Source organism: Mesorhizobium sp. ZC-5 (genome assembly GCF_025753855.1).
Lineage (GTDB): Bacteria > Pseudomonadota > Alphaproteobacteria > Rhizobiales > Rhizobiaceae > Neomesorhizobium.
In genome coordinates this window covers 346,082-358,841 of sequence record NZ_JAOWPT010000001.1, presented here as the reverse complement: position 1 = coordinate 358,841, position 12,760 = coordinate 346,082, and the positions used below count along the sequence as shown (strand labels likewise).

The 12,760-nt window shown below is 62.2% G+C and carries 11 protein-coding genes; 5 read left to right on the top strand and 6 right to left on the bottom strand.

Annotation, left to right across the window (positions count from 1 at the left end):
• Positions 1–95: 95 nt before the first annotated feature.
• Positions 96–836, top strand: coding sequence for an adenylate/guanylate cyclase domain-containing protein (locus OHD58_RS01620; RefSeq protein ID WP_412177148.1), 741 nt, complete (start codon positions 96–98; stop codon positions 834–836).
• Between the two features lie 102 nt (positions 837–938).
• Here the strand turns inward: OHD58_RS01620 and OHD58_RS01615 are convergent, their stop codons facing one another.
• Positions 939–2,855, bottom strand: coding sequence for an LTA synthase family protein (locus OHD58_RS01615; RefSeq protein WP_412177147.1), 1,917 nt, complete (start codon positions 2,853–2,855; stop codon positions 939–941).
• A gap of 76 nt (positions 2,856–2,931) precedes the next feature.
• On the opposite strand from OHD58_RS01615, the gene OHD58_RS01610 reads away from it, so the two are divergent.
• Entirely contained in the window at positions 2,932–3,081 is a 150-nt protein-coding gene (locus OHD58_RS01610; protein ID WP_263801296.1) for a hypothetical protein, read from the top strand.
• A gap of 217 nt (positions 3,082–3,298) precedes the next feature.
• On the opposite strand, the gene OHD58_RS01605 is transcribed toward OHD58_RS01610, so the two are convergent.
• Positions 3,299–3,997 (bottom strand): hypothetical protein, encoded by a 699-nt coding sequence (locus OHD58_RS01605; RefSeq protein ID WP_263801295.1) that lies wholly within the window; start codon positions 3,995–3,997, stop codon positions 3,299–3,301.
• Between the two features lie 309 nt (positions 3,998–4,306).
• On the opposite strand from OHD58_RS01605, the gene OHD58_RS01600 reads away from it, so the two are divergent.
• The 3 genes from OHD58_RS01600 to OHD58_RS01590 all read left to right on the top strand — a co-directional run bounded on the left by OHD58_RS01600 (position 4,307) and on the right by OHD58_RS01590 (position 6,943).
• Entirely contained in the window at positions 4,307–5,899 is a 1,593-nt protein-coding gene (locus OHD58_RS01600; RefSeq protein ID WP_263801294.1) for an NAD(P)/FAD-dependent oxidoreductase, read from the top strand.
• Between the two features lie 29 nt (positions 5,900–5,928).
• Entirely contained in the window at positions 5,929–6,333 is a 405-nt protein-coding gene (locus OHD58_RS01595; protein WP_263801293.1) for a c-type cytochrome, read from the top strand.
• 88 nt (positions 6,334–6,421) lie between these two features.
• Entirely contained in the window at positions 6,422–6,943 is a 522-nt protein-coding gene (locus OHD58_RS01590; protein ID WP_263801292.1) for a RidA family protein, read from the top strand.
• A gap of 12 nt (positions 6,944–6,955) precedes the next feature.
• Here OHD58_RS01590 and OHD58_RS01585 read toward each other — a convergent pair whose 3' ends face one another.
• The 4 genes from OHD58_RS01585 to OHD58_RS01570 all read right to left on the bottom strand — a co-directional run bounded on the left by OHD58_RS01585 (position 6,956) and on the right by OHD58_RS01570 (position 12,708).
• Positions 6,956–8,143 carry a GNAT family N-acetyltransferase gene (locus OHD58_RS01585; RefSeq protein ID WP_263801291.1) on the bottom strand — a complete coding sequence of 396 codons (1,188 nt, stop codon included), beginning with the start codon at positions 8,141–8,143 and terminating at the stop codon, positions 6,956–6,958.
• A gap of 3 nt (positions 8,144–8,146) precedes the next feature.
• Positions 8,147–8,803, bottom strand: a complete 657-nt coding sequence (locus tag OHD58_RS01580; protein ID WP_263801290.1) for a DUF6875 domain-containing protein — start codon at positions 8,801–8,803, stop codon at positions 8,147–8,149.
• Positions 8,804–8,927: 124 nt separating this feature from the next.
• Positions 8,928–11,525, bottom strand: a complete 2,598-nt coding sequence (locus OHD58_RS01575) for a TIGR02302 family protein (protein WP_263801289.1) — start codon at positions 11,523–11,525, stop codon at positions 8,928–8,930.
• A 175-nt stretch (positions 11,526–11,700) separates the two neighbouring features.
• Positions 11,701–12,708, bottom strand: coding sequence for an AraC family transcriptional regulator (locus tag OHD58_RS01570; protein WP_263801584.1), 1,008 nt, complete (start codon positions 12,706–12,708; stop codon positions 11,701–11,703).
• Positions 12,709–12,760: the final 52 nt, after the last annotated feature.

Below are 12,760 nucleotides of genomic sequence, written 5' to 3'. Positions count from 1 at the left end.
GGTCTCGTTTTCTGCAGTGCGCCGACGAGACGTTTTTGACAGAGAGTTCCAATCGATTGTGCTAGAATTGGCGCCTGCCGTTGAAAGAATAAGCGATGTCGCTTCCCCGATCTATGATTTGCAAGGGCTGCTGGCAGCAGATGCATCTGCCCGTGCCTCTGCGTGGGCCAGCGTCCATACCATTCCGTGCGTTTGGCATACGCCCCAGCCGGATGAACCCAAACACCTGTACAATATGCGAACTCATGTTCACGCGTGTGATGAAGGCTCGCCAGATCAATGTCGACGTGTCGGTGCTTTTTGCCGATTTAAGGGGCTATACGACGCTTTCGCAATCGCATCCCGCAACCGCTGTCTCATCGCTTCTGGATGTTTTTTATGATGAATGCGCCGAGGCTATCTGGGAATATGACGGACTGCTCAACAAGACCGTTGGTGACGCGATCATGGCGATCTTCAACTTCCCGATTCGCCACGACGATCATGCACAGCGCGCGGTGCGGGCTGCGCGCGACATCCAGCATCGCTGTCGCCATCTCGGCCGTGAGCTTGATTTTCCTAAGGGTGCTGAAGCGGATGGAAGTGAACTTGGCGTTGGTATTGGCATCGACTCGGGCCAGACCAGTTTCGGAGAATTTGGTCGATCGCACCGCGACCTGACGGCAATCGGCACTGTGGTGAATACCGCGGCCCGCGCCCAGTCGGTCGCCGAGGCAGGCTGTATTCTCGTCACCGGGGCCGTTCGCAGTCGAGCCCCGGCGGAAACCAACGCGGGGGAAGGAAGAGCGTACGAGTTGAAGGGCTTCGACAAGCCTATGGAACTGTATGCCGTCTGAGTTGCACGCCCACCGCAGCGTCGGACAGAAACAAAGACATCTCCAACCGACCCGGCCTGATTTGCTCCCCTTGGCGTTGGCGACTGGAACGACGCACCTGGCCTAGCTCGTGCGTGGATCCCTGGCGCCGAGTTCAGGGAAGAAGCCCGGCATGCCATGCCGCGCACCGAACATCAGGTCGTACTGCAGCAAGCGGAAGTCGCGGATCACCGGGTCGAGATCGCCCTTTTTACCCCAGTTTTCGGTCATCTCGTTCTTCGGCGTCACCAGCATATTGCGGTCTACGACGCGGTAGCGATCCCGCACCTCGCCCAGGAAACCGGTGTAGTAAGGATGGGTGATGCCTGCCGCTTTCAGAACGTGAAGCGGGATGAAGGACGGGCTGATCGAACCAAGGTTCTTCACCGGTCCCTTGCGGTTGGACCAGATGACGAGGGGCGTCTCGTGATGCAGGCTCATCTCCGCCAGCGGACCCTTGCGTGGCGCGACCGGCTCTTTCATGAAACCGGTATCGACATAGACCGGACCGAGCGGCGGCAGATGGTCGCCGAAGAAGGCGATGACGGTCGGGCGCTTCCGCTTCTTCGCCCAGTCAACGAGGCGCTGCAGTCCCTTGTCGGCGTCCGAGGCGCCTTCCGAATAGGTAAGGATAGACTCCCGTGTCCACGGGCTTGCCGCGGTCTCGACCTTATGGGTCGTGTCAGCATAGCGGTATGGCTCATATGGGCCGTGGCTCTGCAACGTCACCGCGAAGAAGAAGAATGGATCGCGGCTGCTGTCTGCCTGGCGGATGATTTCTTCGGTCAGCGCCGCATCGGAAACCAGCGGGCCTCGCTTTCCGAGCGTCGGCATATCCTCTTCCGACATGAACTTGTCGAAGCCGAACGCGTCATAGACCGCACCGCGGTTCCAGAACCATTTGGTGAATGGGTGGATGGCGCGGGTCTGATAGCCCTCGTCATTCAGGAAGGTTGCCAGCGAAGGGATCTTGTCGCGCACATATTGCTGATAGGGAATGCTGCCATAGGGCAGGAAGGCGTTTGAGAAGCCGGTCAGCGCCTCGAACTCGACATTGGCGGTCATGCCGCCAAACTCCGGCGAGAACATATGACCGGAACTGAGCTTCCGGACGTTCTCGATCGGATCTGGGGTGATCTTGACGCCCGGCAGCTGGGTGGGATCCCAGAAAGATTCGCTCATCACGATGATGATGTCAGGCTTTTCGGAAGGCACGGTGGCGATACCGGTCGGGGTCCGCACCTGCTGGATCGCATCGGCGGAATAGCCTGCCGGCGCGTTTACATTCGCCATCGGCAGATTGAGCGCGAAGGCGAACATAAAGCCGTTGAAGGCATAATTCTCCTTCTGGTCCCACATCATCGGCACGATCTGCAGCCGGTCTCGCGCCCAGGAGAAGTTGGAATAGTCCATGATCGAAACGAAGAACGCCAGGACAGGCAGCGCCAGCGCCAGTCGCAAACTGCGCTCACGCCAGGACAGCGACGGACGACGGCGACGCCAGAATATCCAGGCTGCCGTCAGCAGCGCTGCGGCAGCCAGCGCGCCGACAACAATTGCCACTGCCGTCCACGGTCTTTCGCGCACCAGCAGCGGCAACAGTTCGATGATCTGCGCGCCATAGAGGAAGTCGGTCGGATAAAGGGGGTCGCCGAGATAGTAGGCCTTCTGCTTGCTGATGAAGGCGACGCCAAGCACCAGCGGGGCGGTAATCAGCAGAGCTAGGTGCGCGCGACCAAGCAGTGCGTCGAGGCAGGTCAGCAGCAGCGCGAAAAAGACGATGGTGGTCCAGCCCGGCCGCAGCGGCTCGCGCAGGAAAGTCAGTGTGCTCTCGAACGAGCCGCGCGCGACGATTTCGACGGCAAAAACGAGCGCGGCCGAGATCAGCAGCGAGATGGTCACCGAGGTCGCGATCCTCAGGGCTAAGGGCAGCCGGCCGCTTCGCGCCTCTCGCTCTGAACGCGATGCCTGCTGACTTGTATTTGCTACGGGTCGCGCCAAGGCGGTCTCAACTCCAACTGAAAGCGTCACGCTTCTGTCACTGAACTGTCATGGAAGCTAGCGGAGCGCGTAAAAAATGGAAGAGCTGGGCCGATTTGAGGCAGCTTCGCCGGCAAACCGAAAAAGCCGCAGTTTTTCAAAGAACACTTTTGGTTTCAGTATGATACCGGGAGGCTTCCGCGACGAAATCGGCAATTTATGGCTGGCAATGTGGCTTGACGGCTAAATGTCGGTTTTCAAGCACTTGCGGCGCTATTGCTGGGATGACGAATTGTCTTTTACGCCCCTGCGATGCTCCCGGAAAAAACTGTCGCCAACATCCGGCAAGATGGAACTCGCCGCATTGGGCCGCTTGCGATCACGCGCTGGATTCCGCGCAACACAAGATTTGACGCCGCTTTTCGGTCGTGAGTGAGAATTTTACGGCTATTTGAGTAACCCACTTAGGCCTTCGCGGCCGAGAGGATCTTGACGTTACGGCCGATGAACTGGCCGATATAGATCAGCAGTGCGCAACCGATCGGCGAGCCGATTTCGTTGACCAGGCTGCCGGCCAATTGCGGAGCGCCCATCACGACGCCCTTGCCCAGCGCGACCTGATACGAGATGGCGACGATCGTGCCACCGAAGATGACGCCGATGGCGATGCCGGTTGCGATATAGGGGAACGCGCGGCTTTCATCCTTGCGGATCAGTGTGGCGAGCAGCCAACCCAGCAGCCCATATTCGATGGCACGCAGGGTGCTGACCGTCGCCAATGACAGCACGGCTGGCTGCTCCGCGGCGTTGAGCAGTCCGGCCATCACCTTCTGGCTTCCTTTTGCCACTGCCACGGCGATCGGTGCGAAGATGAAGGCAATCATGCCGGCAAGCGCGGCTCGCGCCTTGGCTAGCGTCGTGGCAATCCCGACACCGCTGCAGACCAGAAACGACCAGGTGACACCCTGCGTGAGGTCGGCAAGAAACGTGATGTTTGGAAACGATCCGCCGCTGGCAAGCTTCGCAGTCAGGATCAATCCTTGCATGAAGAAGCCAAGCCCGATTGCCATCAATGCAATCATACCGATGCGCTTTATCGCAAGGCTCGCCTTTTCGGCGTCATCCAAATTGTTGCCGGAGGCTTCGACAGCTTCGGTGGTCATGTCCTGTGATCCGTCTTTCTATTGTCGCGGCTGCCTTTTACTGTGTCTTTCGCCTCGAACCATCTGCGAAGTTGTTGATCCGGAAGCAACAGCCGTGGGTTGTGGCGGGACTATATATGTTAAGTTCTTTGCCAAGTGAAGCGGTTTTCTTTCTGCATGTTATTGGTGCGTGTACAGCCGGCATTTACCATCCGTTTGCCATAGCTGCCGGCACGCGACTGGCCTTATCGAATTGACGCCCTACACTCCTGACGGGCGGCTTGCATGGGACTAAGCTGCTTTCGGTTCCTGACCGAAGGAGTGCGTTCGATGCTTTCCGGAACTTCCCAACTCAGCCGCCGTGACCTCCTCGCCATGATAGGCACCCTTGCCGGCAGTGCCGCCATGTATCAGGCGATGACAACCCTCGGTTTCGCCGAAGAGTCACCTTACAAGGGGCCGATCAAGCTGGACGGAGACCCGAAGGGGGCCTCGGTGCTGATCCTTGGCGCTGGGCTGGCCGGCATGGTCGCCGCCTACGAACTTGCCAAGGTGGGTTACAAGGTCCAGATACTGGAATATCGGGAAAAGGCCGGCGGGCGCTGCTGGACCATCCGCGGCGGCGACAAATACACCGAACTCGGCGGTTTCGAACAGGACTGCGAGTTCGACGAAGGGCTGTACATCAACCCTGGCCCGTGGCGCATTCCTTATCATCACCATGCGGTGCTCGATTATTGCAAGCGGCTCGGCGTCAAGCTCGAGGCCTTTGTCCAGGTCAACCACAACGCCTACCTGCACTCGGCCAAGGCGTTCGGCGGCAAGCCACAGCGCTATCGTCACATCAACAGCGACTTCAACGGCCATGTCGCGGAGCTTCTCTCGAAGGTCACGAAACAGGGCGGCCTCGACCAGACTGTCTCGACCGAGGACCGCGAGAAACTGCTCGAAGCATTGCAAAGCTGGGGAGCCCTCGACGAGAACTACGCTTATGTCGCCGGCGACCACAGCAGTGAGCGGCGCGGCTTCGAAGTCGATCCCGGCGGCGGCCAGATGCCGATCGCCAAGCCGTCGCAGCCGATCGGCCTGACGGATATCGTGCAGTCCGGCTTGTGGAGCAATCTCAGCATCGGCAACCTCTACGAATACCAGACCACGATGCTGCAGCCGGTGGGCGGCATGGACATGATCGCCAAGGCGTTCGAGCGCGAAGTAGGCGAGATGATCCGCTACAATTCGAAGATCATCTCCATCGACCAGGACGACAAGAGCGTCACCGTCCGCTACGAGGATTCGCAGAAGGGCGGCGAGCCGCAGACGGCAACCGCCGACTGGTGCATCTGCACCGTGCCGTTCTCCATCCTCAGCCAGATCGAGATCAAGGTGTCGCCCGAGATGAAGGCTGCGATCGAGAACCTGCCTTACGCCGCCGCGGTCAAGGTCGGCCTGCAGTTCAAGCGTCGTTTCTGGGAAGAGGACGAGCACATCTATGGCGGCATCAGCTTCACCGACCTGCCCAACACGTTGATCTCCTATCCAAGCACCGACTATCACAGTCCCGGCAAGGGCGTGCTGCTCGGCGCCTATTCCTGGGAAGCCTGGGCCTACGAGTTCACCTCGCTGCCGCCCGAGCAGAGGGTCCAGAAGGCGCTGGAATATGGCGCGCAGATCCATCCGCAATACAAGGATGAATTCGACAACGGCGTTTCCGTCGGCTGGCACCGCGTCCCGTGGACGCTCGGCTGTTATGGCGAGTGGACCGAAGAAAAGCGCAAGGAGCATTACCAGGCCGCAAGCTCGATCGACGGCCGCATCGCCATGGCCGGCGAGCATATCTCCTACATTCCAGCCTGGATGGAGGGGGCGATCCTTTCGTCTCTCGATGCCATCGGCCGTCTCCATCAACGCGTGGTCAGCGGGTAAGCACGGATCGATACATGGAGGATTTGGACATGAACCGGATCATCTCGTTAGCCGCGTCTGCCGCGGTAGCGGTGCTCGCCGCAAGCCATGCCTTGGCGCAGTCGTCGGATTCCACCGGCTTCGGCGACGCGGTGAAGATTGAACCTCGCGACGGGGCAGCCATCTATGCCGCGATCTGCCAGGGCTGCCATATGCCGGAGGGTGTCGGCGCGGTTGGCGCCGGAAAATATCCCGCACTCGCCAAGAATGAGAACCTCGAGGCGGGTGCCTATCCTGTCTTCATGGTGATCAGCGGCCAGAAGGCGATGCCGCCGCTCGGCTCCTATCTCGACGATGAGCAGGTGGCGGCGGTGGTCAACTACATCCGCACGCATTTCGGTAACAACTATACCGACGCGGTGACGGTCGAGGACGTGCAGGCGGCACGCCCCTGATTGATGCCCGATGGCTCGCCGGTTTCGACGTGCGGTGGAGCCGTGTTCTGTGCGGGGGCGCGAACCACGGTGAAATGCGAGGAATGACATGATCCCGAAAAATCTTCTGTCCGCAGCCGCAATGTCGGTCGCGTTGCTTTCCGCGGCGATTGCGACCGCGCAGGAAAAACCCGCGGCGGGTGAGGTCGTGCGTCATGCGACGCCGGGCTCCAATTTCCCGATCGCTCGCGCCGTCGAAGTTCCATCGGGCCTGACTACGGTCTATGTCAGCGGCGCCGTGCCGCCGGTTGCCGATCAGGCTGCCGCCGAGGGCAGCCCCGAAGCTTTCGGCAATACCGAGACCCAGACCGTAGGCGTGCTGAAGTCGATCGAGGCAACCCTCAAGGATCTCGGCCTGACAATGGGCGACGTAGTCAAGATGCAGGTCTTCCTGGTCGGCGACCCGAAGATGGACGGCAAGATGGATTTCGCCGGTTTCATGAAGGGCTACACCCAGTTCTTCGGCACCGAAGCGCAGCCCAATCTGCCAGCGCGCTCGGCGATGCAGGTTGCCGCACTGGTCAATCCGAGCTGGCTTGTCGAGATCGAAGTCACCGCCGTCCGGAAATAGAGCGCGCTGCCGTTAGGCCTGGAGACGCGATGCGACTGATCGGAGCAGTTGCGCGGGCAATAACCGCGCGGCCGCTTTCATCGTTGGCTTCAGCCGCCGCAGCACAAGCTCCGCAAACAGGCGGCCTCTCGCGGTGAACGGCACCACGATATCCTGTACGGGTGTCGATCCGTCGGCATGATGCAATTTGTAGGGATCGGCCGGCGCCAGCAGGTCGAATGTCGTGTTGCCGCGCTGGCGTGCGTTGGCGAACACCTGGTGCACCAGGACGGCGCCGACGCCCTCGCGCTCGTAGCCGGGATCGCTGGCGAGAACGTGACCGAAGGTGTGTCCCTTGCAGTCGAAAGAAAGATCGATGCCGGCCGGCTTCCCGTCGCATTCGATGACCGAGACACGCAGCGGCGAACCGTTTTGCGCGTCGGCGGCGATATCGCGGAAGAAGGCCTCGAAGCGCGGATCGCTAACCGTCGGCGACAGGATCGAACTGCGGCTCAGCCACTCCCGCTTGAGCGCCACAGCCTGCACCGCGAGTTCGGCGGCTCGCGATCCCGGATCATGGTGATGGAAGGCGATCTCGCCCCGCTCGCCAAGGCGCCGCAGATGACGGCGCTGGTTGGAGCGTTCCTTCGCTGAATAAGCTTTGCCCGGCCCATCGACGCCAACGCGTCGGACAAGATCAGCGAATGGTGCTTCCTGGTGGTCGAAAGCGATAGTGCGGTCTTCGATTGGGCAGCGGAAAAAGGCGGAATCCGCGCGCACCTTGCGAGCCTCGAACAGATCGGCGCCCAGGCTCCGCACGGCAGCCCAGCCGGCTCGAAGCCAGTCCTCGGTCTCCAGGCCCTTGTCGATCAAAAGGTCGCCGAACTGCGCCACCGGCGCGCCCATGAAGGCCAGGGTGTCTGCCCCTGCCTGTTTGCGTCGCACCAGCGGCCACGCCATCACCAGTCTGCCGCCCTTGCGGCCTGTGACGATGGAAAGCGACGTTCGCTCGTCCAGATAGTGCCGGGCCCAATGATCGAGAAAGACGAAGCTTTGAAAGACTTGTGCGGGTTCGGCGGCACGCTCGAACAAAGCGGTCCATTCATTGCTCAGCGCGACGAAGCCCTCGGCGCTCGTGACCACGGCAATGTCGAGGCCGGCAAGCTGTCCGTCGGGGGCAGGGGCTTGTCCGGCCACAGCCAACCTTGCCGGGCTGTTCATGGTTCAGCCACCGGCCCGCATGTAGGCGACGAGTCGTTTTGCTCCCGCCAGCGGGAACCTCAACAGATACGCCACCATCAGCGGCGGATGCTTGGCCGCGAATGGCGCGTCCTGCTCAACCATATGCCGGATCGCCAGCACCGGCAGCGGCGACCGCAGCGGGCGGAAATCGGGGTTCCACAAGCCGGGATCCTCAGAAGTGGCGTGCATCATGCCGATCATTTTGCCGCGCCGCAGCGAGTAGAAGCGCAACCTTCGCTGCACCCGTTTCAGCATGGCGACGCCGGCCTCGCTGTTGCATCCGGGAAAACCGACGATCACCGTGCGAAAATGGCGCATCGCCGGTTTGCTTGGGATCTTTTCCAGTTCGGCAAACCCGTCGCGGATCAGCACGAAGGCCTTTTCCTCATCCTGCGGCGCTGCCTGAGAGATGCCCATGCGCACGGTGTCGATCTTGGCCGCCTGCTTGGTGAATGGGCACACGGCGCCGGTCCGGCCGAGGTCCGGATGACCTGCCATCAGGTAGTTTTCGACCCAATCGAGCAAGGTTCGCAAGGACGCATTGGCGCCGTTTGCGACGTCGACCAACGCATGCGCTTCGCTGACGGTCAGCAAGCCACCGTCGGCACCTGCCGTTGCAATCGCTGCATCGTCCGCCATCACCGCGCCTCGTGGTTCTCCACCTTTCGCGTAGCAGGTCAGGCTTACGGAACAATTGCGCGCCGTAAAAATCGCCGGTTTCAGGCGCTTATGGTTTACGAGCAGTTAGGATTCCGGCGGGTTGCTACCGCAATTCGAGCAGTCGCTCGAGATAGTCTTTTTCGAGTGCCGGGCTCAGCGCATTGCCAAGCCGCTTGCGAATGGCGTCGAGGATCTGGCGGGCGCGCTGCACGTCGATCTCGTCCGGCACCTTAACCGAGTTGCCGAAATCCGGACCGGTCGTGGCGCGCGGACGGCCGAGCGGGTCGCGGTCCGCATTCTGCTGGCGGCCACCCTGTTCGGAACCGCCCTGATCGCCCTGCATGGCCTGCTGCATCTGCTGCATCATGTCCTGGGCGCCACGGCGCAACGCCTCCAGCGCGCGTCCCTGGTCGCCGACGGCCCGCTCGCCCTGTCCCTCGCCAAGGGCATCGCCCGCATCGCCCATAGCTTCGCCGGCCTCGCCGAAACCTTCGCCGGGCTGGATGCCCATGCCTTCGAGGCCTTTCATCAGGTCGCCCAGATCGCCCTGCAGCTTGCCCTGGCCTTCCTGCAACTGCTTCATCGCCTCGGCGAATTCCTCGGGCGACATCGGCTGGCCCTGCTGGCCGGGTTGCTGGCCTTGCCCTTGCTGACCCTGCTGACCTTCCTGTCCTTCTTGCCCCTGCTGATCGCCGCGCTGGCGCTGCCCGCGCTGCATCTGGTCCATGCGGAACGTCTCGTTCATCATCTCCTGCTGGCGCCGCATGATCTCGCCCAGCTTGTCCATCTGCTCGCGCATCTCGCTCTGCTGGCCGTTCTGGCCCTGCTGGCCTTGCTGCGGGCGTGCGGCTTGCAGGTTGTTCATCATGTCCTGAAGCTGCGACAGCAGCTCCTGCGCCTGGTCGCGCGAACCCGATTTCGCGAGATTCTCGATCTGGTCGAGCATGCGCTGCAGGTCGCTCTCGCGCATCATCTCGCTGTTCGGCGGCATCTGCTGCGCCATGTTCGGGTTCTGCCGCGCGCGCTCGGCGAACTCGCGCAGGAATTCGTTCATCGCCTGGCGAAGCTCATTCATCAGCTTGTCGATTTCCTCGTCGCTGGCGCCGTCTTCGAGCGCCTGCTTCAAGGCTTCCTGGGCCTGGCGAAGCCGCTTCTCGGCGGCGGAGAGATCGCCCTCCTCGATGCCGAGCGCGACTTCCCAGAGATAGCTGACGACCCCGCGTAGGTCGTCGTCACTGCGCGCCATGCGCAGCCGGGTCCGCGCGCTCATGATCGCCAGATAATGCGACATGTTGTCGAACGTGTCCTCGGGCCGCAGCGTGATGGCATCCATCAGGTCGAGCACGTGCGGCTTGCGGTTGGCGTCCAGCGCCAGGATCTGCCGCTGCTCTACCACCGCCTTGGCGAGCGGGTTGGAGAATGGCTTCTCGGGCAGGGTGATCGTCTTGGTCTCGCTGCTTGCCTCATGACCGGCATCGTCGGTCGCCTTCAACGTCAGCTTCACTTTTGCGCCGGCCCACACATGCTCGGTCAGGTCGCGCGTCGCTTTCGCCGCGCCGTTCTCGGCACCCCTGCGCGGCAGGGTCAGTGGCATTTCAGGCGCGGCGTAGAGAGGGCGTGCGCCCGGCTTCGGCGACTCGTCGAGAACGAATTCCGTCCCGCCGGAGGCTGCGCCGTAGTCGTCGACGATTTCGTAGTTCAATTCAAAGGTGCCGTTAACGGCACGTTTCGGCTCGCCGGCGAAACGGATTTCAGGTGCCCTGTCGGGGATTACCGAGAATGACCATTTGGCGACCTCCTGCTCGCCCGACTTCAGCGCCAGGACGCCGTCGGTGTTGAGCTTGCCGGCAAACTGGCGTGGCGCGCCGGGCGCATCGGGGGAATTCGCCGGCTTGGCCTGCTGCTGTGCCGGTGCATTGGGCGTCAGGTCGCGCGTGTTGCCATTCATGTCGGTGTAGCCGAGCGTCTCCTCGCCGGATCCGCCGGTTACGCGCAAGGCCACGTCACTGCCTTCCGGAACGGTGTAGACCGGTGCCGCCTGTGTTGCGTCCGCAGTCAGGAATACCGGCGCCTTGCCGGTGTAGGCCGGCGGCGTCACCCAGGCATCGATACGTGCGGGAACCGCGTCGCGCGCGGCGTGTGCCCTGAATGCGTCGGTGACGCTGCCGCCGAGCGGCCCCAGCGAAAAGGCGAAAGCCGCGACAAGCAGCAGGGCAGCGACGGCGCGCAACGCCCAGGGGTCGCGTTCCGGCACCGAGGTGCGCGGCAGGTCGCCGCTCACACGGCCGAGCTTTTCGGCCATGCGGCGCTGATGCTCTTGCCAGAGCGCCTGGCCGAAACTGTCGTCCTTGCCGGTTAACCTGTCAGTCTGGACCAGCACCGGCGTATGCTGCAATTCGTTGGCGCGCTCGATACGGCGGTCGATCTCCTCTGCCGTGGGACGGCGGAAGAAGCGCAGCGGATAGAGCGCAACGATGGCGCCGGCGGCGAATAGAACGGCAAGTGCAAGCCGCGCCGTATCAGGCACGATACGGAACAGGCCGAGCCACGAAAGGGACAGGAACAGGCTGACCACAACCACCACCGGCAATGCCAGCGGCCACAGCCGCTCAAGCATCACAGCCGCCCGCGTCACAAGACGCGTGCGCTTCAGCCGTCCGGCAAATCCGCGTGTGGTGCTGACGGTCGGTGTTTCGTTCATCGGCCTTTCCAGACAGACAACGCAGGATGGCGTCGCCTCCACGACTCGAAGAATAGCAGCAAACACGGCAAAGGCGAGGCGGGTGACAAAAACGTGAACTCTGCGATCGGTTCGGAATCCCAGGATTCGGCGGGGAATTGCCTTGAGGGAGACCGTCCCGCTAGCCGGTAGGAGCCTAGCTCCGCCTGGCGTTCTGCCGCCATGCCGCCGGCGGAATGCCATGGGCGCGCGAAAATGCGCGGTTGAAAGCTGCCTCGGTACCGTATCCCGCGGCATGCGCGATCGCGGCGATTGACCTGGCGGTCGTGCCGAGTTCGATCCCGGCGAGATAAAGCCGCCATTCGCGCAGATAGCGCATCGGCGATGTGTCAAGTATCGTCTCGAAACGTTCGGCGAGTGTGCTGCGCGATAGCCCGCAAGCAGCTGAAAGGGCCTGCAGCGACCAATCGCGCCCGGGGTTGTCGTGGATAAGGGAAAGGCACCTCCCCAGCGATGGCTCAGCCAACGCCGCGAGCCATCCGGTCGCTCCGGGCCTCGCGGCGACGATCTGATGCCGCAACAGCTCGATGAATATGATTTCCGTCAGCCGCTCCAGCATCGAAAGTCCACCGGTGCGCGGCCTGTCCACCTCTGCCACCATCTGGCCGATCGCCGCGGCGAGCCAGCGGGCTTCATCCGCCCCCTTTGTCCTGACGCAGACGAGTTGCGGCAGCGCGTTCCTGAGGGGGCGGAAATTCAACGCGTCGCAATGCAGATAGCCGCACAGCAACCGCACCCTTTGCGGTTCGTCTCCATAGTGGAGGACCGGGATTTCCCGCCAGGGCTTCGGCGGCAGGTCCCGAACCGGCGTCACCAGCCTGCCGTCGTTGCCGGCGCCGAGCTGATGGCCGGTGCCGAACGGGAACGCGACGATGTCACCGGCCGAAAGCGCAACCTCCGCGCCATCCATTTTCAGCCAGCAGGCTCCCTCCACCACGATGTGAAAGGGCATCGAGTTGGTAGCGCTTGGGGCCATCGCCGCGAGTGACGGTGCTGCGTCCGTCTGCCAGGCACCGGTTGGCATGAAACAGAACTGCAGCGATCCGGAGAGCCTAATCGTGCCCAGCACGGCAGACAGGACGTCGTTGTCCGCGGGCGTGGCGGCCCCTGCGCGTTCCGGACTTTCGATCAACTCTTTCGGCACTCCGGCCAAAGACGCTGCTCCCTCGGTCGCTGTATTGAACGGACATCGCAAG

Coding starts and splice junctions, on each gene's coding strand:
- OHD58_RS01620 (WP_412177148.1), top strand. CDS start 96: ATGTCGCTTCCCCGATCTATGATTTGCAAGGGCTGCTGGCAGCAGATG.
- OHD58_RS01610 (WP_263801296.1), top strand. CDS start 2,932: ATGGAAGAGCTGGGCCGATTTGAGGCAGCTTCGCCGGCAAACCGAAAA.
- OHD58_RS01605 (WP_263801295.1), bottom strand. CDS start 3,997: ATGACCACCGAAGCTGTCGAAGCCTCCGGCAACAATTTGGATGACGCC.
- OHD58_RS01600 (WP_263801294.1), top strand. CDS start 4,307: ATGCTTTCCGGAACTTCCCAACTCAGCCGCCGTGACCTCCTCGCCATG.
- OHD58_RS01595 (WP_263801293.1), top strand. CDS start 5,929: ATGAACCGGATCATCTCGTTAGCCGCGTCTGCCGCGGTAGCGGTGCTC.
- OHD58_RS01590 (WP_263801292.1), top strand. CDS start 6,422: ATGATCCCGAAAAATCTTCTGTCCGCAGCCGCAATGTCGGTCGCGTTG.
- OHD58_RS01585 (WP_263801291.1), bottom strand. CDS start 8,143: ATGAACAGCCCGGCAAGGTTGGCTGTGGCCGGACAAGCCCCTGCCCCC.
- OHD58_RS01580 (WP_263801290.1), bottom strand. CDS start 8,803: ATGGCGGACGATGCAGCGATTGCAACGGCAGGTGCCGACGGTGGCTTG.
- OHD58_RS01575 (WP_263801289.1), bottom strand. CDS start 11,525: ATGAACGAAACACCGACCGTCAGCACCACACGCGGATTTGCCGGACGG.